The 19,458-nt window shown below is 62.4% G+C and carries 18 protein-coding genes and 2 pseudogenes; 6 read left to right on the top strand and 14 right to left on the bottom strand.

Features of this window, described 5'->3' with window-relative positions:
* The first annotated feature begins 9 nt into the window (after positions 1 to 9).
* Together LUU92_RS09510 and LUU92_RS09505 are read left to right on the top strand one after the other, a co-directional pair.
* Positions 10 to 780, top strand: a complete 771-nt coding sequence (locus tag LUU92_RS09510) for a hypothetical protein (protein ID WP_071489554.1) — start codon at positions 10 to 12, stop codon at positions 778 to 780.
* 170 nt (positions 781 to 950) lie between these two features.
* Positions 951 to 1,763, top strand: a complete 813-nt coding sequence (locus LUU92_RS09505) for an alpha/beta fold hydrolase (protein ID WP_222541342.1) — start codon at positions 951 to 953, stop codon at positions 1,761 to 1,763.
* Positions 1,764 to 1,799: 36 nt separating this feature from the next.
* Here the strand turns inward: LUU92_RS09505 and LUU92_RS29145 are convergent, their stop codons facing one another.
* The 4 genes and pseudogenes from LUU92_RS29145 to LUU92_RS09490 form a co-directional block, all read right to left on the bottom strand.
* Positions 1,800 to 2,642: a methyl-accepting chemotaxis protein gene (locus LUU92_RS29145; RefSeq protein ID WP_371322049.1), complete on the bottom strand. Its 843-nt coding sequence runs from the start codon at positions 2,640 to 2,642 to the stop codon at positions 1,800 to 1,802.
* Between the two features lie 18 nt (positions 2,643 to 2,660).
* A pseudogene (locus LUU92_RS29140) lies at positions 2,661 to 2,858 on the bottom strand (HAMP domain-containing protein); the annotation flags it as partial.
* Between the two features lie 1,023 nt (positions 2,859 to 3,881).
* Complete coding sequence (locus LUU92_RS09495) at positions 3,882 to 5,294, bottom strand: aminotransferase-like domain-containing protein (RefSeq protein ID WP_257103508.1); 1,413 nt, start codon at positions 5,292 to 5,294, stop codon at positions 3,882 to 3,884.
* A 203-nt stretch (positions 5,295 to 5,497) separates the two neighbouring features.
* Entirely contained in the window at positions 5,498 to 6,259 is a 762-nt protein-coding gene (locus LUU92_RS09490) for an SDR family oxidoreductase (protein WP_092247898.1), read from the bottom strand.
* Positions 6,260 to 6,485: 226 nt separating this feature from the next.
* On the opposite strand from LUU92_RS09490, the gene LUU92_RS09485 reads away from it, so the two are divergent.
* Positions 6,486 to 7,493, top strand: coding sequence for an NADP-dependent oxidoreductase (locus tag LUU92_RS09485; protein WP_093123102.1), 1,008 nt, complete (start codon positions 6,486 to 6,488; stop codon positions 7,491 to 7,493).
* Positions 7,494 to 7,560: 67 nt separating this feature from the next.
* Here the strand turns inward: LUU92_RS09485 and pyrF are convergent, their stop codons facing one another.
* Entirely contained in the window at positions 7,561 to 8,259 is a 699-nt protein-coding gene (gene pyrF, locus LUU92_RS09480) for an orotidine-5'-phosphate decarboxylase (protein WP_010211681.1), read from the bottom strand.
* Positions 8,260 to 8,518: 259 nt separating this feature from the next.
* Between pyrF and LUU92_RS09475 the strand changes: the two genes are divergently transcribed.
* Complete coding sequence (locus tag LUU92_RS09475; RefSeq protein ID WP_058427191.1) at positions 8,519 to 9,283, top strand: response regulator; 765 nt, start codon at positions 8,519 to 8,521, stop codon at positions 9,281 to 9,283.
* On the top strand, positions 9,283 to 10,317 hold the full coding sequence (locus LUU92_RS09470; protein ID WP_071489560.1) for a sensor histidine kinase: 1,035 nt from the start codon (positions 9,283 to 9,285) through the stop codon (positions 10,315 to 10,317). Before LUU92_RS09475 ends, LUU92_RS09470 begins: the two co-directional genes overlap by 1 nt.
* Here LUU92_RS09470 and LUU92_RS09465 read toward each other — a convergent pair.
* The 9 genes and pseudogenes from LUU92_RS09465 to LUU92_RS09425 all read right to left on the bottom strand — a co-directional run bounded on the left by LUU92_RS09465 (position 10,314) and on the right by LUU92_RS09425 (position 17,141).
* On the bottom strand, positions 10,314 to 11,375 hold the full coding sequence (locus LUU92_RS09465) for an AI-2E family transporter (RefSeq protein WP_071489561.1): 1,062 nt from the start codon (positions 11,373 to 11,375) through the stop codon (positions 10,314 to 10,316). The genes LUU92_RS09470 and LUU92_RS09465 overlap by 4 nt on opposite strands.
* Positions 11,376 to 11,447: 72 nt before the next feature.
* Entirely contained in the window at positions 11,448 to 12,266 is an 819-nt protein-coding gene (locus LUU92_RS09460) for a DUF4892 domain-containing protein (RefSeq protein WP_092247888.1), read from the bottom strand.
* A gap of 102 nt (positions 12,267 to 12,368) precedes the next feature.
* Positions 12,369 to 13,223: an alpha/beta hydrolase gene (locus LUU92_RS09455; RefSeq protein ID WP_257103507.1), complete on the bottom strand. Its 855-nt coding sequence runs from the start codon at positions 13,221 to 13,223 to the stop codon at positions 12,369 to 12,371.
* Positions 13,220 to 14,023 carry an alpha/beta fold hydrolase gene (locus LUU92_RS09450; RefSeq protein ID WP_257103506.1) on the bottom strand — a complete coding sequence of 268 codons (804 nt, stop codon included), beginning with the start codon at positions 14,021 to 14,023 and terminating at the stop codon, positions 13,220 to 13,222. Before LUU92_RS09450 ends, LUU92_RS09455 begins: the two co-directional genes overlap by 4 nt.
* A 97-nt stretch (positions 14,024 to 14,120) precedes the next feature.
* The gene (locus LUU92_RS09445) at positions 14,121 to 14,564 is read right to left on the bottom strand and encodes a hotdog fold thioesterase (protein WP_071489565.1); all 444 of its coding nucleotides are present in this window, start codon (positions 14,562 to 14,564) and stop codon (positions 14,121 to 14,123) included.
* Positions 14,565 to 14,696: 132 nt separating this feature from the next.
* Positions 14,697 to 15,284, bottom strand: a pseudogene (locus LUU92_RS09440) (AMP-binding protein); the annotation flags it as partial.
* A 27-nt stretch (positions 15,285 to 15,311) separates the two neighbouring features.
* Entirely contained in the window at positions 15,312 to 15,761 is a 450-nt protein-coding gene (gene sixA / locus LUU92_RS09435) for a phosphohistidine phosphatase SixA (protein WP_257103505.1), read from the bottom strand.
* Positions 15,758 to 16,105 (bottom strand): DUF4389 domain-containing protein, encoded by a 348-nt coding sequence (locus tag LUU92_RS09430; protein WP_071489568.1) that lies wholly within the window; start codon positions 16,103 to 16,105, stop codon positions 15,758 to 15,760. Before LUU92_RS09430 ends, sixA begins: the two co-directional genes overlap by 4 nt.
* Before the next feature lie 10 nt (positions 16,106 to 16,115).
* A complete protein-coding gene (locus tag LUU92_RS09425) occupies positions 16,116 to 17,141 on the bottom strand; it encodes an NAD(P)H-dependent glycerol-3-phosphate dehydrogenase (RefSeq protein WP_257103504.1) in 1,026 nt (341 codons plus the stop codon).
* Positions 17,142 to 17,336: 195 nt separating this feature from the next.
* On the opposite strand from LUU92_RS09425, the gene LUU92_RS09420 reads away from it, so the two are divergent.
* The gene (locus LUU92_RS09420) at positions 17,337 to 19,457 is read left to right on the top strand and encodes a TonB-dependent receptor plug domain-containing protein (protein WP_331714616.1); all 2,121 of its coding nucleotides are present in this window, start codon (positions 17,337 to 17,339) and stop codon (positions 19,455 to 19,457) included.
* Position 19,458: the final 1 nt, after the last annotated feature.

Below are 19,458 nucleotides of genomic sequence, written 5' to 3'. Positions count from 1 at the left end.
GTCACACCGGTGACACCACTCATGATCACCCTGCTGGTAATAGCCGGGATCGCAATACTGATCGCCATTGGCTACATGAACCACGTGGTGGAAAACAACAAGCTGGAAAAGAAGCGCACCGAGATCGAGCTTAACGATCGCCTGCGCCGTTGCGGTGAAATCACCGAGACCTTCCCTGGCCAGTTGATGACCCCGGCGCTCAAGCTGTTGCTGACCCGCCTGGAACTCAACGTCAACCAACGCCTGTTGAACCTCAACAAAGGCAGCGCGCCGCTCAAGGCCCGCATCACCGAGTTGAATACGCTGGTCGCCCAGGGCGAATCGATCCCGGTGAACAACCCGCCCGCGCCGATCCAGACCGAAGCCAAGGCCAAGGATGTGCGTTTCCTGCTCGAAGCCCTGCACGGCCAGGTCACCCGTGCGGCCCAGGACGGTTTCCTGCCGGCCAACGAGGCCAAGCACTGGATCCGCGAGATCCGCCATATCCTGGTGTTGCTGCATATCGAGTTCTTCAACAACCTCGGCCAGCACGCCCTGCAACAAGGCCAGCCGGGCCAGGCGCGGCTGGCATTCGAGCGTGGCGTGCAGTACCTGCGCAAACAGCCGGAGCCGGTGATCTACAGCGCACAGCTGCAACACCTGGAAGCCCAACTGGGACGCGCCAACTCCACGGTGCTGACCAACAGTAAGCCGGCCGAAGACGAAGTCAACGAACTGACCGAAGGCCTCAAAGTGGTCGACGCCGACGCCGAGTGGAAGAAGAAAGTCATCTACGACTGATTCGCCGGCTGGAAGACTGGCCTGTGGTGAGCCCGCTCACCACAGCAATAAAAGCCACGCCAGTACAAACCACCTCGCTGCTTCACAAGATGCCATCACTTTGCATCTATCCCCCCGCCCCCGACTAGCGTAAAAAAGTGCCCCTCACTCCATGAAGTCAGAGGCCCGCTATGCCTGTCGCCGTCATTGATGGACAACCGCTGCACTACGTCGACCAGGGTTCCGGCCCCGTCGTCCTGCTGGGCTCAAGCTACCTGTGGGACCGCGACATGTGGGCGCCGCAGATCGAAGCCCTGTCGCAACAGTACCGGGTGATCGTGCCCGAGCTGTGGGGCCATGGCGAATCCGGCCCGCTGCCCGCAACAACCCGCTCCCTTGACGACCTCGCGCGCCAGGCCCTGGCCCTGCTGGACCAGTTGGATATTCCACAGATCAACCTGGTCGGCCTCTCGGTCGGCGGCATGTGGGGGGCACGCCTGGCGCTGCTGGCTCCCGAGCGCATCAACAGCCTGGTGCTGATGGACACCTACCTGGGTGCCGAGCCCGAAGCCACGCGCCAGTATTACTTCTCGCTGTTCAAGATGATCGAAGACGCCGGCACTATCCCCGGGCCGTTGCTGGACGTGGTCGCGCCGATCTTCTTCCGCCCGGGTATCGACCGCGAATCCGCGCTGTATCAGGATTTCCGCAAGCAATTGCAGGGCTACTCCAAGGAGCGCCTGCTGCAGAGCATCGTGCCCCTGGGTCGCTTGATCTTCAGTCGCGAAGATGTACTGGGACAGTTGCCCAAGCTGGACGCCGACACCACCCTGGTGATGTGCGGCGAACAGGACAAACCGCGCCCACCTGCCGAATCCGAGGAAATGGCCGGCCTGATCGGCTGCAGCCTGATCCTGATCCCGCAAGCCGGGCATATCAGCGCCAGGGAAAACCCGGACTTCGTCAACGAAGCCCTGCTGACCTTCCTCGCCAACAACGCCTGACCGCCCTCCCCTGTGATCGCCGCATGAACGCTGCGATCACAGGCGGAAGTGCCCGACCATCCCCTTGAGTTCCGCGCCCAGCTGCGCCAGCTGAATGCTCGATGCGGCGTTGCCCTGCATGCTCAATGCCGACTGATCGGCACTGGCACGGATACTGGTGACACTGCGGTTGATCTCCTCGGCCACCGAGCTTTGCTCCTCGGCCGCCGCGGCAATCTGCTGGTTCATCTGCTGGATCAGCGACACCGCCACCGCGATGCTGCCCAGGGCGCTCTCGGTCTCCAAGGCATCGCTCACCGCCAGCTTCACCAGTTCGCCGCTTTGCTGGATCTGCTGCACCGAGGACTGGGCCGCGTTGCGCAAGGTACTGACCAGCCGCTCGATTTCTTCGGTCGATTGCTGGGTACGCTTGGCCAACGCCCGTACTTCATCCGCCACCACCGCGAAACCACGGCCCTGCTCGCCGGCACGGGCGGCTTCGATGGCGGCATTGAGGGCCAACAGGTTGGTCTGTTCGGCCACGCTTTTGATCACACTCAACACAGTGCCGATGTTCTGGATCTCGGCGCTCAGGCTCTCGATGCTGGCGCTGGCACTAGTACTGGAGGTGGCCAGCAATTCAATACGCTGCAAACTCTGGCGCACCACCCGCTGGCCGCTGTCGACTTTGTCGTCCGCTGTCTGTGCGGCTTGCGCGGCTTCTTCGGCGTTGCGCGCCACGTCATGCACGGTAGCGGTCATCTGGTTCATCGCCGTGGCGACCTGCTCGGTTTCTTCTTTCTGGCTACTGACTTCGACATTGGTTTGTTCGGTAACGCTGGACAAAGAGTGAGCCGAGCTGGCCAGTTGCTCGATACCGGCCTGCAGGCCGCTGACCATATGGCTCAGGCCATTGCCCATCTGCTGCATCGCCTGCATCAGTTGGCCGATCTCATCGCGGCGACTGACCTCCATGCGCCCGCTCAAATCGCCGGCCGCGATCTGCTGGGCAACCGCAATCACACTGCGCAGCGGCGCGACGATCAAGCGGGTGATCACCCAGGCCGCGATCAACCCCACCAACAGCGCCAAGGCCGAAGAGCCGATGATCAGCATCGCGCTTTTCTTCAACTGTGCCTGCATCGACAGGTCTTCAGTGTCGTACGCCTGGTTGACCCGGCCGACCACTTGCTCGGCCCGATCATGCAACTGCTTGTAGACCACCTTCTCCTGGGCCAGCAGGCCGGTGTACTCGCCGAGTTTTTCACTGAACGAAGCAATATGCCCGGAAACCTCATTCAACACCGTCTGGTAACCGGGGTCCTTGACCGCGGTTTTCAGTGTTTCAACCTGGGCAAGCGCCTGGTCGGCCTGCTCGATCTTGCCTTGCTCGGCGTCATCGGCGTCTACCTTGCGGCTCTGGTCCAGACGTATGTGGGCTTCGTTCATGGCTTGCAACATCAGCCGTGAAACCTGGCTGACCTGCCCTGCCTGCTCGATAAACTCGGCGCCCTCCTTGCCCTGGCTTTCCTTGAGGCCATAGGCACCGTCGTCAGCCAGCCCGGCCTGCAGCACATCGAGGTTGTTGGCCACGCTGGACACTGACCAACTGGCCATTTCCAACGCCAGGTCCTTGGTCTGGGTCAATTCGACAAACTCATCGAACGCCTTGCGGTAGGCGGCCAGGGCCTGTTCCACATCCGTCATGACGGGCACGTTGGCCGCCGACTGGGCCTTGAGGCTCGCCGCGAGCGCGGCCAAGGCGTCGACACTTTCATGCAGGGCGTCGACGGCCTTGGGGTCGGCATGCAACGCGTAGTCCTGCTCGATCAGGCGCACCTTGAGCAAGCCGCTGTTGAGCGACGACATGGCCTTGAGGCCTTCGAAGCGCTGGCCAACGGATTGCAGGGACCACACGCCGATGGCCGCGACCAGAGCGGTCAACAGCAATACCAGGGTGAAGCCCAAGCCCAGTTTTTTTGCCATACCGAGGTTGGCGAAGCGTCGTTGCACGGCCGAAATCATTGCACTTGCATCCTCTTGCAATGGCAGATGCCATCAAGCCCGGTTTACACAAGCGAGATTGGCAACCACAAGGCACCGAACACAAGTCATTGGCGCCACAATAATGGCAAAAAGCTACACGCTCGTCGTTTTCAGAATGGTCGAGGTCGATCTGGCAGGTCCCATGGCGCGGAATAACGCCAGTGCCCGTTGATCATCAGCATAGGCCACATTGATTCGCAGCCACTCACTCGGCTCATCCGTTGGACTGAACAATGCCCCCGGTGACAACAAAACCCCCAGCCGCCGGGCATACGCCTGCAACCGCGACCGATCCCCAGCCCCTGGCCGCGCCCACACGAACATCCCGCCGGCAGGGTTGGCGAACACCTCCCATTCCTCATCCTCCAGCACCTGCAAGGTCGCAGCCATTTGTGCACTCAGCCGCTTGCGCAAGCGCTGCACCCACTTGCGATAGGTGCCATTAGCCAGCAGCGTCGCCACTACGGCCTCGGCAAACCGCGAAGTCCCGAAGCCGGTCAGGGTCTTGAGGCTGGCCAATTGCGCGATGATCGCCGTGCTCGCACTGAGATAACCCACGCGCAAGGCACTGCTCAGGGTCTTGGAAAAGCTTGCGACGTAGATCACCCGGTCACCGTGGGGTAACGCCGAGAGCCGTGTGCAACTGGCGTGTTGCAGATCGCCAAACACGTCCTCTTCGATAATCAAAAAGTTATCGCGGTGCGCCAGCTCCAACACACGCTCCGCCACGGTGCGACTCAGGCTGGAACCGGTGGGGTTGTGATACAGGCTATGGATGAACAGGCATTTGGGCCGATGACGCTGCAGCAAGGCCTCAAGCGTCGCGATGTCCGGCCCGCCACGGGTGCGTGGCACCTGCAGCAGTTGCACACCATGAAATACCAGTTGCCGATAAAGGTTGCCGTACCCCGGCGTTTCAACCATCACGCAATCGCCGGCCTTGAGCAGGGTGCGTATCAGCAGGTCCTGTGCATGGCTGGCGCCCGCCGTGGTGAGGATGCCGTCAAGGTGGGTGGGGATGTGGACCTGTGTCAGGCGCTTGAGCAATTGCTCACGCAATGCCGGAAGCCCCAATGGGGTGCTGTAGTTGAACAGCGCAGCCGTGTCGCAGCGGGTGACTTCGCGAATCGCGTAGCTGATGTCATCGCTTTCGCGCCAGGCATCAGGCAGCCAGCCGCAGCCCAGTTTCAGCTCGCCCAACGGGTTATCGGCAAAGGCGCCCCAATCTCGCTCGGCACCTTCATACCACTGGCTTTCGTGCACCGTCGGTGGCTGGGCCACGCAGAAACCCGCCCCCTGTTTCGAAACCAGCACGCCCTGGGCGACCAACCGCTCGAATGCCTCGATCACACTGGACTGGCTGAGCAGGTTATCGAGGGCCACCTGGCGAACGGAGGGCAAGCGTGTACCAGGGCTCGCCCCACTCGTGCGAATCCATTGCGCCACCGCGCTGATGATTTGCTGCACCACCGGTACAAGGGCTTGTCGATCGATCCCTAAATCCATGCGCCACTCACTTCAACTGTCTGTAATTCAACCCGGGACAGTTAAGCACAGAAGCCCATGTCGGCCGCTCGCCAACTTTTATTAAATTATTGATTTTATTGAGTTATTTACCTGCTGATACACATTCTGACAAGGCACCGTGCCAGCTATGGAAAAACCTCACACCCTCCCAGGCCTTTTCGAATGGAGGGCGACCTGAGGTCCTAGATAGCCGTCGCGCCACCGTCCACTGCCAAGGCGTGACCGGTGGTAAAGGCCGCACCGTCGCTGCACAGGTACAGCACCGCGCTGGCGATTTCCTCGACCTTGCCGATGCGCCCCACCGGGTGCATGGCAGCGGCGAATTCGGCCTTGCGCGGGTCGGCTTCATAGGCACGCCGGAACATATCGGTGTCGATCACGGCCGGGCAGACCGCATTGACGCGAATGTTCTTCTTCGCATACTCGATGGCCGCCGACTTGGTCAGGCCGATTACCGCGTGTTTGGACGCGGCATAAATGCTCATCTTCGGCGCCGCGCCCAACCCCGCGACCGAGGCGGTGTTGACAATCGCCCCGCCGCCCTGGGCCAACAGCAGTGGCAATTGATGCTTCATGCACAACCACACGCCCTTGACGTTGACGCCCATGATGGCGTCAAACTCGTCCAGGGTCCCATCCGCCAGCTTGCCCTTCTCGATCTCGATCCCGGCATTATTGAAGGCGTAGTCCAGGCGGCCATAGGCGGCGAGGGTCTGGGCCATCAATTGCTGAACATCCGCCTCCAGCGTGACGTTGCAGCGCACAAACAGCGCTTCACCGCCGGCCTGGCGGATCAGCGCGACGGTGCCTTCGCCGCCCGCAACGTCCAGGTCAGCGACCACCACCTTCAACCCTTCGGCGGCGAACGCCAGTGCCGTAGCGCGGCCGATACCGGCGGCAGCACCGGTCACCAGGGCGACCTGGCCGGAAAACGTCATGCTCATGAGGGATGTCCTGTGAGGGAAAGTCGTGGGTCGAGTCTAGCCAACGCCGCGCCAGACGCGTCAGCAATATCAAAAGGCCGGTTGAAGCTGCATGAATCGTAGTGATAACAGCCGCCGCCTGACTATCAGCAACACCTATCGACCGGCATTCGCACGCTCGGTGAACCTTGCTCCCGGCCCGTTCAAGGTCTATCACTTCAGGTTCATTTCCAGAAGAGTCACTGCCATGAGCGCCCAGACCAACCGCCAATTCCTGCTCGCCAAGCGCCCGGTCGGCGCGGCCACCCGGGACACCTTCACCTACCAGGAAGTCCCGGTGGGCACGCCCCAGAACGGCCAGGTGCTGGTGCGCAATGAATACCTGTCCCTCGACCCCGCCATGCGCGGCTGGATGAATGAAGGCAAGTCCTATATCCCGCCGGTCGGTATCGGTGAAGTAATGCGCGCCCTGGGCGTGGGCAAAGTGATTGCCTCGAACAACCCGGCATTCGCAGTCGGGGACTACGTCAACGGCGCCCTGGGCGTGCAGGATTACTTTCTGGGCGAGCCGCGGGGTTTCTACAAGGTCGATCCGAAACTGGCGCCCCTGCCCCGTTACCTGTCGGCACTCGGCATGACCGGCATGACCGCCTACTTCGCACTGCTGGACACCGGTGCGCCGAAGGCTGGCGAAACCGTGGTGATCTCCGGCGCGGCCGGTGCCGTGGGCAGCATTGCCGGGCAGATCGCCAAGCTCAAAGGCTGCCGTGTGGTGGGCATTGCCGGCGGCGCCGACAAGTGCAAGTTCCTGGTGGATGAACTGGGCTTCGATGCTGCTATCGATTACAAAAGCGAAGATGTGCCTGCCGCACTCAAGCGCGAGTGCCCCAAGGGCGTGGATGTGTATTTCGATAACGTCGGCGGCGATATCCTCGACGCCGTGCTCAGCCGCCTGGCGCTGAAGGCACGCGTAGTGATCTGCGGCGCCATCAGCCAATACAACAACAAGGAAGCCGTGAAAGGTCCGGCCAACTACTTGTCACTGCTGGTCAATCGCGCGCGCATGGAAGGGTTTGTGGTGATGGATCACGCCGCAGGCTTTGCCGCTGCCGGGCAGGAAATGGCCGGCTGGATGGCCCAGGGCAAGCTCAAGAGCAAGGAAGATATCGTGGAGGGGCTGGAGACGTTCCCGGAAACGCTGATGAAGCTGTTCAACGGTGAGAACTTCGGGAAGTTGGTGCTCAAGGTCAGCTGACCACCCATAGATCTAAATGTTGGAGATCTGAATGTGGGAGGGGCAAGCCCGCTCCCACATTCGAAAATCAGGCGATTTCGGCGACGACTGCCGCCAATGCCTTGGCCGGATCGGCCGCCTGGCTGATCGGGCGACCGATCACCAGGTAATCGGAACCTGCATCCAACGCCTGGCGCGGGGTCAGGATACGGCGCTGGTCATCCTGGGCACTGCCCGCCGGACGAATACCCGGGGTCACCAGTTGCAGCGACGGGTGCGCGGTTTTCAGGGCCTGGGCTTCCAGCGCCGAACACACCAGGCCATCCAGGCCGGCTTTTTGCGCCAGGGCAGCCAGGCGCAGTACCTGCTCCTGGGGCTCGATATCCAGGCCGATACCGGCCAGGTCTTCGCGCTCCATGCTGGTGAGCACGGTCACACCGATCAACAACGGTTTAGGCCCGCTGCGCTGTTCCAGCACCTCACGGCAGGCACTCATCATGCGCAGGCCGCCGGAGCAATGCACGTTGACCATCCACACGCCCATTTCGGCGGCGGCCTTGACCGCCATCGCGGTGGTGTTCGGAATATCGTGGAATTTCAGGTCGAGGAACACTTCGAAACCTTTGTCACGCAGCGTACCGACGATTTCCGCCGCGCAACTGGTGAACAATTCCTTGCCGACCTTGACCCGGCACAGCTTCGGGTCCAACTGGTCAGCCAGCTTCAGTGCGGCGTCACGAGTGGGGTAATCCAGGGCGACGATGATAGGAGTCTGGCAGACGGACATTGGAATGGGCTCTCAGGCAAGTCGAAATCGGCGCGGATTGTAGCGCAAGCGGCGGCGTTGCGGGATCCGATGATCGGTAAATACTGACCAAGCGCTATCGAGCGGGCATTTCAGGGAATTATTTCAAAGCCGATACATTCACGACATGCCCCCAACACGCCTCACGGCTAGCCTCGCTTGCACGACCCACCGACCAGCACTTCCAGCCATGGGGCTGGGCGCCTATGCTGAGCGCAACAACAGGGCAGATGATCGCACTATGCATACCCCTTCCGTCTCCATGAACGACGAGCAAAAAGGCGCGGTGATCGCCGACGACAAACGCTGGAACACCCGCGCGCTGATCGTTGACGACGATGTACCGATCCGTGAACTGCTGATCGACTACCTGGCCCGCTTCGGCATTCTCGCCAGCGGCGTCACCGACGGTACGGCGATGCGCCAGGCCATGCAGGCCGAAACCTTCGACGTGGTGGTGCTCGACCTGATGCTGCCGGGCGAAGACGGCCTGTCGCTGTGCCGCTGGCTGCGCGCGGAATCGGATATCCCGATCCTGATGCTCACCGCCCGCTGCGAACCCACTGACCGCATCATCGGCCTGGAGCTGGGCGCCGACGATTACATGTCCAAGCCCTTCGAACCCCGTGAGCTGGTAGCGCGCATCCAGACCATCCTGCGCCGTGTGCGTGACGACCGTACCGAACAACGCGCCAATATCCGCTTCGACAATTGGCGCCTCAACAGCGTGCTGCGCCAACTGGTCGCCGACGATGGCTTGGTGGTGCCGCTGTCCAACGCGGAGTTTCGCCTGCTGTGGGTATTCATCGAACGTCCGCGCCGGGTGTTGAGCCGCGAACAACTGTTGGATGCCGCCCGTGGCCGCTCCATCGAAGCCTTTGATCGCAGCATCGATTTGCTGGTGTCGCGCCTGCGGCAAAAACTCGGGGATGATCCCAAGGCGCCCCAATTGATCAAGACCGTGCGGGGTGAAGGCTATCTGTTCGACGCCCGGGATATCGGTTGATGCGCAACGCCTTCAACACGCTGTTCGGTCGACTGTTTGGCGTGTTGCTGGTGGCGATTGTGCTGGCTCATGTGCTGGCCATTTCCTGGTTTCGCTATTACGGCCCGCCTCCGCCGCCGCCTCAGGAGACGTTTGTCGAGCAGCCGGACGGCACGATGAAACACCTGGCCAGGCACAAGCGACCATGGTTTGGTGGCCCGGTGGTGCCACTGACGTTCCAGTTCATCTCGTTGATCATCGCCGCCTGGTACGGTGCCAAGCTGCTGAGCCGGCCGATCCAGCGCCTGAGCGAAGCTGCCGAGCGCCTGAGCCTGGACCTCGACAGCCCGCCCCTCGACGAATCTGGCCCGCGTGAGGCACAGCAAGCGGCGTCGACTTTCAACCTGATGCAGCGACGCATCCGCGAGCAGGTCAGCCAACGCGCCCGTATGCTCGGCGCCGTCTCCCATGACCTGCGCACCCCGTTGTCACGCCTGAAGCTGCGCCTGGAACAGATCGAAGACACCCGGCTGCAAGGCCAGATGCGCCAGGACCTGGACGACATGATCGGCATGCTCGACGCGACCCTGAGCTACCTGCACGAACAACGCACCAGCGAAACCCGGCATTGGCTGGACGTGCAGGCGCTGGTCGAGTCGATGAGCGAAAACGCCCAGGACCAGGGTTCCGATGTGCAGTTCGGCGGGACCTGCGCACCGCTGCAAGTGCAGCCGATGGCCTTGCGATCGTGCCTCAACAACCTGATCGACAACGCCCTGCGGTACGCCGGTTCGGCGCGCATCGAGCTGACAGACAGCCGCGAGGCGCTGGTCATCCGTGTCATCGACCATGGCCCCGGGATTGCCGCCGACCAGCGTGAGGCGGTGTTCGAACCATTCTATCGGCTGGAAGGCTCACGCAACCGCAACTCTGGCGGGGTCGGCCTGGGCATGACGATTTCCAGGGAAGCGGCGGAACGCCTCGGCGGTCGGCTGCACCTGGAAGAAACCCCCGGCGGTGGTTTGACCGCCGTGATGTGGTTACCACGCGTCTAGAGCGGCTTGTCTTCCCGCCGCCCCTGGGCCTGGGTTGCACTCCAGTCCATCAACAGGCTGTAGGCCACCGCCAGCAGGGTCGGGCCGATAAACAGGCCGATGAAACCAAAGGCAATCAAGCCGCCGAACACCCCGAGCAGCACGATGACCAACGGCAGGTTGCCGCCGCGGCTGATCAGGTAAGGCTTGAGCACGTTGTCCACGCCACTGATGATGAACGTGCCCCACACGCCGAGGAACACCGCGTAGGTGTAATCGCCCTTCCAGGCCAGCCACGCCGTGGCCGGGATCCACACCAGTGGCGGGCCCATGGGAATCAGGCTGAGCAGGAAGGTGACGATGCCCAGCACCAGCGCACCCGGCACCCCGGCGATCAGGAAACCGATCAGCGCCAACAGGGCCTGGGCGGCGGCCGTGCCGATCACGCCGTTGACCACGCGCTGCACGGTGCCGGCCACCAGTTCGATGTAATAGCCGGCACGCTCGCCGATCAAGCGCTCCAGCAGGCGGTGAACAAACATCGCCAGGCGCGGCCCGTCCCGGTAGAAAAAGAACACGAAGACCAGGCTCAGGGTCAGTTCTAGAATCCCACCACCGATTTGCGCACTGCGCGCCAACAACCAATTGCCGACCTGCCCCAGGTAGGGCTTGATGCTGACCATCAAGGCCGCGCCCTGTTGGTCAATGCTGTCCCACATGGCCACCAGCCGCTCACCGACTAAGGGGATCGAGCCGAGCCAGGCAGGTGCCTCCGGCAGGCCGTCAACCTGGATATCCTTGATCAACGCCGTCGCATCGCGCACGTGATCCGCGAGGTTGAAGCCCAGCCACACCAGCGGCAGCGCCACCAGCAGCATCCAACCCAACGTCAGGATGCCGGCGGCCAGGGATTCGCGCCCCCCCAGCCAGCGGGTGAGCAGGACCATCAACGGCCAACTGGCAAATGCCAGTACCGCGCCCCAGAACAGCGCCGACCAGAACGGCGCCATCACCCAGAAGCTGGCACCGAACAGCACCAGCAGCAGGATTTGCACCAGTAGGCGATCGTTATTGAGCATGGAGTATCTCTAGAAGAAGGCTGTAGGAATAGAGCTTAGGCGAACGGCGCGGGTCCGTTCGCCTTGTAACGGTCAGCGTATCAGATGCAGGTGCAGGCCTTTGGTTTCAGCGGAGCCGGTTTCCATGCGCGCGGCGCGCACACCTTTGTCGACCAGGGCCTGGCGCCAGGCTTCGGCGTTCGGGCCGGTAAGGCTGACGCGCAAGGTGGTATCAAGGTTCAACCCACGGGAAATCAGGGTCAGCCAGGTGTCGTCAGGGTCGCCGCCCAGCGCGGGGAAATCCAGCTCGCCGGTGCTTTTCAGCTCTCGCAGCAGCGTTGCGGAGGTGGGCAGAAGGTCGGCCAGCGGCGCGTTGGCGTCCAGTTGCTCCACGTGCAGATAGGCGCGACGGTTGCCACGGGTGATGCCATACAGCGCCACCAGGGAGTTTTCCTGGGGGGCTGCCAGGCGCAGCAGCAGGTATTCCTGCTGGCCGTCGGCGCCGACCAACTTGGCGTTGCCGAACACTTCATTGGCCCACAGGCTGCTTTCGCCGCAATCCCGGGCCTGGCACCAGAACAGCAACTGCGCGCCCTTCGCCTGCAACGCTTCGCGCGTCGCAGTAAATGCAGCACTGGAGCTGTGTTCGGCAGGTAATTCATAGGTGATGGCGGTGGCTTGGCCCCGTGCGGTGGCCTGGCCTTCATAACGCAGCTGGCCGCTGATCTTGCGGATGGCACCCATGGGGTAGATGCGTTCTTTTTCTTCGGTGGGACGGTAGTCGACGATTTGCGCGTCGACCTGGCGGGCCACGGTGGGCAGGTCCTGGCTACCCGGTATGTCGGCGGCAAATACCAGTGGGCTCAGCAGGCCCAAGCCCAGGATACGGATACATCCGTTACGCACGCTCATAGGATCAACGAGCCCTGGCCATCGGCGGTCACAGCGGTGTTGAAGTAGTTCATGGTTGACTCCCTTTCAATCCGCCCAGCCTCGGCAGTTGACCGCCCCAAGTCAAGGCGCGCAGAAGAACCGATTGAAACAGTCTGCAACAAGGACCGCGCCGGGCTCGTCATTCAGGTGTAAATGATGGCCGCCTGGCAGCGTGGTCACGGTAAAGGGTAGCTGGGAAAGCAATTCGGAATGTTTCGCCAGCATGCCATCAGCCGCGACCACCAACTGTGTAGGGCAACCCACACGCCGCACGAAAGCCATTGCCTGCTCATCGGTCAGACGCATCGGCGAAGCCAGGGTCAGGCGGCTGTCGGTGCGCCAGGTGTAACCGCCCGGCACTGGCATCAGACCGCGTTGGGCCAGCAGTTCCGCGGCTTCGCGACTGACCGCCACCACGCCTTTCATGCGCGCCTCGACCGCTCGATCCAGGGTGCTATAGACCGGCTTGCGTTTGTCCTGCAGGTTCAATTGCGCCTGCAACGCCATGCCCAAGCGTTCGGCGGCGTTGTCACCGCTGGCAGTGGGCGGGATCACCCCGTCGATCAATCCCAGGTGCGTCACCCGTTCCGGCAGCGCACCGGCCAGCACCAGGGAAACGATGGCGCCGAGGGAGTGGCCAAGTAATGCAAAACGTTTCCAACCCAGTTGCTCGGCGACGTGCAGCACGTCGTACACGTAATCCCACAAGGCGTAACCGGCGCCGATAGGACGATGCGCCGAATGCCCATGCCCGGCCATATCCAGTGCAACGATGCGCAAGCCCTGGAGTTTCGGCGCCAGTCGCGCAAAGCTGTTGGCGTTGTCCAGCCAGCCATGCAGCGCGATCACCGGCAAACCGTCCTCGGGCCCGAACAGATGGGCCGCCAACTCGATATGCGGCAGGCTCAGGCGCACGTCTTCGACCGGTGTGCTCATGCGCAACTGCGCTCGCGGGCTTCCCAGCGGTAGAACAGGTTCTTGATCAAGGTCGCGGTGTCCTGGGGGCGTTCAAGGGGGAACATGTGGCCGCCGGGCATGGTGAGCATTTCGCCCATGGGCAGGCGACCGACGCCGCTGGCGTGGTGACGCATCACCACCCGGCTCTGGCGGCCGCGCACCACCGCCAGCGGCACCTTCATCTGGCGCACCTGGCCAGGGCTGGTGTGGGGCACGCCCCGGTAGATGCTGATCTCGGTGGCCGGGTCGAAGCGCAGGCGCAGGCGGTCACCGACCTGGTGCAGGCCGTGTTGCAGGTAAGCGTCGAAGCATTCCGGGTCAAAGCCACGGAACAAGGTCTTGCCGGCGAAATAGCTGCGCGCTGCGTCCAGGTCGCTGAACTCTTCGCGGCGTCCCAGGGTGCGCCCGGCCGGGGTCAGGCGGTCAATAAAACCAAAGCGCTTGGCCGCACGGATCACCCAGCGGTCGGCGCGGGTCAGCACCGGCGAATCGAGCATGACCACTCCACGATATAACTGAGGGCAACGCATGGCTGCATGCAGATGCAAAACGCCACCGAGGGAATGCCCCACACCCCACACCGGTTCCGGCTGCCGCTCCAGGTGGTGGATCAGCTCATCCACCAGGTTCTGCCAGTTATCGTCCACCGGAAACCTGGGGTCGTGACCGTGCTGCGGCAGGTGCGCCACTGCATATTCCGGGGCCAGGGCGGCAAACAGCTTGCCGTAGGTGGCCGAGGGGAAACCATTGGCGTGGGCGAAAAACACATGCTGCGACATACCGGATCCATCGACAAAAACAGAGATTGATTGTCACCAGCCCCGACCGCCACAGCAATGACTGTAACTGCCAGGAATGATGACACTCACGCCACGCCTATCGCGCCGGCGGGTTCTCGCCCAGCGGCACCACCGCCATGGTCAGGCGCGACACGCAATTGGCCTTGCCATCGTCGCTGGTCAGGCGAATGTCCCACACCTGGGTGGTGCGGCCGATATGGATCGCCTTGGCCACCGCCGTCACCCGCCCACTGCGCACACCGCGCAGGTGGTTGGCGTTGATCTCCAGGCCCACGCAGTAGAACTTGCTCGCGTCGATGCAAAGATAGGCGGCCATGGAGCCGACGCTCTCGGCCAGGACCACCGATGCGCCACCGTGCAACAAGCCATAAGGCTGATGGGTGCGATGGTCGACCACCATGCTGGCGGTCAGCGATTCGTCATCGAAGCTTTCAAAACGGATATCCAGCAATTCACCGATGGTGTTCTTCTGGATCGCATTGAGTTGGTCAATATTCGGTTGAGTGCGCCACAGGCTCATGCGGTTGTCCTTGTTGGTTTTATGATGGCCCTAATCCTGCCACAGAAAGGTTTCGGAACGCTCGCTCCACGTCTGGAAATGTTCACCGTAGGTCGATTCGATCACATTGCGTTTGATCTTGAGCGTCGGGGTCAGAAAGCCGTCGGCGGTGATGGTCTCAGCGGTTTTGTGCGGGTCCTTGTAGTAGCCGAGCATGGTCGCACCGCTGCGCATTTGCACTTCGCCCGCAGGATCGATGCGCACCTCGACACCAGGGCACGGCAGGCCGATCCAGCCGATGGACTGTTGACCGGGGCGACATACATGAGAGTAGCCGCAGCTCTCGGTCATGCCATACACCTCCAGTACGTCCAGGCCCAGCCCAGCGAGCACCTTGTGGCCCACGCGCTTACCGATGAAGGGTAGACGCAGCAGGGTGTCCAGGCGTTTTTCCGGGATTTTGGCGTAGACGCCCATCTGGAATTTGGTCCAGATACGCGGTACGCCAAACAGGGCGGTCAGACGTGCCCTGCGCAGGTCGGTCAGAAACGTCTCCAGGCTTTCGGCAAAAAACACTGTCTGCCCGGTGTAGATCGCCGCCATTTCCACAAACATGCGCTCGGCCACATGGCACAGCGGCAGGTAGGACAGCAGGCGGTCGCCCTCCCCCAGCCCGAATAATTCGGTGCCACGGGTGACGGCAAACCCCAGCGCGCCGAACCTGTGCATCACGCCTTTGGGATAGCACACACAAAGCCGCGATAACGCCTACGGATTCTTCACGCTGACCAGGCTCATCAGCCCCGCCAGCGGGAAATCCCCTTCCAGTTCCGCCAGGCTGGCGGTGTGCATCGGCTGCGGCTGGCGCTGATGACCATGCTGCAGAAAGCTGATCAGGCTGCCCACCAGGGGCTGATGGCTGACCAGCAGCACATTGTCGTCGGTGTCGAGCTTTTCCAGCACCTGCAACGGGCTGCCATCGGGCGTCAGCCAGGGCACCGTGCGAATCTGCGCCTCGAAGCCCAACGCATCACGCACCAGATGCGCGGTCTGCTGCGCCCGCACATAGGGGCTGGCGATAATCGCGCTGAGGGGCTGGCCGATCAGGTGCGCGGCACTGCGCAACACTTCGCCACGGCCATGCTCGGTGAGGTTGCGTTCGGCATCGGTGCGCGCATGCGCTTCGGCCTCGCCGTGGCGCAGTATCCACAACTTCATAGTTTCGGCTCTTCATCACGCACCGGGTGCGGCGCCGGCGGCACGCTGTGGGCGGCTTCGCCCTCGGGTGCGCGCGGGGTCGGCCAGTCGGCGAACGGCCACGGCTTTTGCTCGGTATGGAAGCTGCCGAAACGACCGATCTGCGCCAGGAACTGGCTGAGGCTGTCGCCGAAGTTCATCAGGCCCAGGTTCGGGGCGCCATAGACCAGGCGGTAGATCAGTTGCACCACCACCAGCGCGCCGAGCAGGAACTGCGCCACCTGCCAAACCAGGGCAAACACCAGCATCCACAGGATGCGCAGGGCAATGGATTCGTACTTGGGGGCTGCTTGCGGATCGTTCATGACGCGTTCCTCAGTTGAAACCTCTGGTGGAAATAAAGTCGACATCGGTCTTGGGCTCGGCGCGCATCAGCAACTCGATGACCTGGTTCAAGGTGCGCCCTTCGAACAGGATCGCGTGCAGCCCGGCGACCAACGGCATATACACGCCGACTTCCTGGGCCTTCGCCTTGAGCACCTTGAGGGTATTGACGCCCTCGGCCACTTCGCCCAGGCGCGTGACCGCGTCTTCCAGGCTCAGGCCCTGGCCGAGGGCGAACCCGACCTGATAGTTGCGGCTTTTCGGCGAGGAGCAAGTGACGATCAGGTCGCCCACGCCCGCCAGCCCGAGGAAGGTCATCGGGTTGGCCCCCTGGTTGACCGCAAAGCGGGTCATCTCGGCCAGGGCGCGAGTAATCAACATGCTTTTGGTGTTCTCGCCCATGCCCAGCGCCACGGCCATGCCGGCGATGATCGCGTAGACGTTTTTCAACGCACCGCCCAGCTCGACGCCAAAGCGGTCGCTGCTGGCGTAGACCCGGAAGGTACGGCCGTGCAATACAGCCTGGACCCGTTCGCACAGCTCTTCGTCTTCACTGGCGACTACGGTGGCGGTCAGCGCGTGCTCGGCGACTTCCCGCGCCAGGTTCGGCCCGGACAGCACGCCAATACGCGCCTGGGGCGCGATCTCTTCGAGAATTTCGCTCATCAGCTTGAAGGTTTGCGCTTCGATGCCCTTGGTCAGGCTGACCAGCAACTTGCCCGCCAGGCGTTCGGCGTGGGGCGCCAGCACCGAGCGCAAGGCGCTGGACGGCAGCGCGACGAAGCACAGGTCGCAGGCCGTGAGAGTGTCCAGCAGGTCGGTAACCGGCTCGACCGCCGGATGAATCTTGATGCCTTTGAGGTAACGCGGATTTTCCCGGTGCACCCGAATGGCCTCGGCCTGTTCGGGATCGCGCATCCACTGGCGCACAGCATGACCGTTCTCGGCCAGCAGATTAGCCACGGCGGTACCAAAACTTCCGCCTCCCAGGACCGCGATAGGGCGCTGTTCAGTCATATGCAATCCGTTAATCCATACCAGTGGCGATGGCGGCATTATACGGGCCGACCCGTCGGCGGCCAGCCCCCGTATCAATTCGTGCGCTTGTCGGAAAATGCCACACTTACATGAAGTAATTGCAAGTTCGGCGACTGGCAAATGGCCCCACCTCAGTTAACATGGGCGGCTATCCGTAATTATCAAGGCCGTGCCGTGTATTTGGGCCCTCCTCCCCGTTCATCTCTGTGGTTGATGCTGCTGTGCAGTGCGCCTGTCATGGCCGACGACCTGTTCCTCGACAGCCAGCCGCTGCCCCAGGTATTGACCGCCACGCGTCTCAAGCAATCGGCCGCCGCAGTGCCCGGCAGCATGACTGTGATCGACAGCGAGTTGATCAAGGCCAGCGGCGCGCGGGATATCAGCGAGTTGCTGCGCCTGGTGCCGGGGATGATGGTCGGCTACACCTCCGGCAACCAGGCGGCGGTGAACTACCACGGCACCAGCGCCAGCGATGCGCGGCGCATGCAGGTGCTGATCGACGGCCGCTCGGTGTACCGCGCCGGCCTGGCCACCGTGGACTGGAGCGACATTCCAGTAGCGATGGAAGATATCGAGCGCATCGAAGTCTTCCGCGGCCCCAACACCGTCAGCTACGGCGCCAATGCCTTGATGGCGGTGGTCAACATTCTCACGCGCTCGCCGGGTAACAGCCACGGCACACGGGTCAAAGTGGTGCGTGGCGAGCGTGGCATCAATGACTTCTATGCCAGCCAGGGCATCGGCTGGGAAACCGGCGATTTGCGCCTGTCGCTGTCCGGCCAGCAGGACGATGGGTTCGACAGCGACGCCGCTGGCGCCGACCGCCGCGACGGGCGTCGTCTCAATCGCTTCAGCCTGGCGGTGAGCCAGACGTTGAACGCGCAGCAGAGCATCGACTGGCAACTGGATGCGAAGGAAGGCACCAACCAACGTCCGTATACCTACAGCCCGGTATTCGCCGGGATTACCGAAGGTGGCAACAACTCCGACGTCACGGCCAAGGACTACGCCGGCTCGCTGCGCTGGAATTTCGATTTCAACCCTGAACACAGCCTCTACATCCAGGGCTCGGCCCAGCAGTGGGATCGCCGGCAAATCTGGAAGGCCTGCGACGCCAAGGTGTCGTTCAGCCCGGAATTGACCCAGCTGTGGCAGATGAACCCCAACTACGCCGAGCTGCTGGCCCGTCACATGGACACCTACAGCCAGGGCAGCGCGCCGCCGGGTAGCGCTGCCGAGCAAGCGCTGGCCAACCAGGTGTTGCAGCAGTGGCGCGACGGTGCCAGTCAAAGCGTGTGCGGCGACATCGACCAGAGCACCCGCGAAAGTCGCTATGACTTGGAAATCCAGGACACCCTCAGCCTGTCCGACAGCCTGCGCCTGGTCAGCGGCATGAACTACCGCTACGACCGCGCCGACTCCGATACCTACTTCAACGGCACCCTGGACGACACCACCTGGCGCCTGTTCGGCCAGTTGGAATGGCGCGCCAGCGAACATTGGCTGCTGCAAGGCGGCGCCATGTATGAAGACACGCACCTGAGCGGCAACTCGCTGACGCCACGGGTAGCGGTCAACTACCTGATCAACCCGCGCCATGGCTTGCGCGCGGTGTACTCCGAAGCCATCCGCTCGCCGGACATGTTCGAGAACAACGTCAACTGGAGTTATCGCGTCACCAACCTCAGCTCCCCGGCCTACGGTCAGACCACCGGGCAATACTTCGTAAAGACGCGGGGGCCGGGAAACCTCGATAAAGAGATGATGAAGTCGCGGGAACTGGGGTACAACGGCTTCTTTGCCGACATCGGGCTGAACATGGACGTGAAACTGTTCTACGACGAAATTACCGACATGATCAGTTCGCCGCTGCGCAATAACCAGTACATTGCCAGCAACGCCAACAGCGCACGCTTCACCGGTGCCGAAACCCAGTTCGACTGGCGCGTGAGCAACGCCGACCGCCTGCGGCTGACCTATGCTTATGTCGATGCCAGCACCAGCAACCCGCGGGACAAGGCACAGACCGCACGCAACAGTGGCTCTGCCGGTTGGTTGCGTGAATGGGGCCAAGGCTGGTCCAGCGCGCTGTTCTACTACGGCGATGACGCACTCAACCAATATCGCTTCGAACGGGTCGACCTGCGGGTGGCCAAGCGCATTGCCCTGGGCAAAGCCAACGTGGAGCTGGCTGGCATGTTGCAAGAACGCCTGGATCACCAGCCCACCACCTGGGCCGATAACAATTATGACCATCGCCACGTGCTCTACTTCAGCGCAGAGTTAGAGTTCTGAC

It is taken from the genome of Pseudomonas extremorientalis, assembly GCF_024584605.1.
Taxonomy (GTDB): domain Bacteria; phylum Pseudomonadota; class Gammaproteobacteria; order Pseudomonadales; family Pseudomonadaceae; genus Aquipseudomonas; species Aquipseudomonas extremorientalis.
This window is presented reverse-complemented; position numbering and strand designations above follow the sequence as displayed.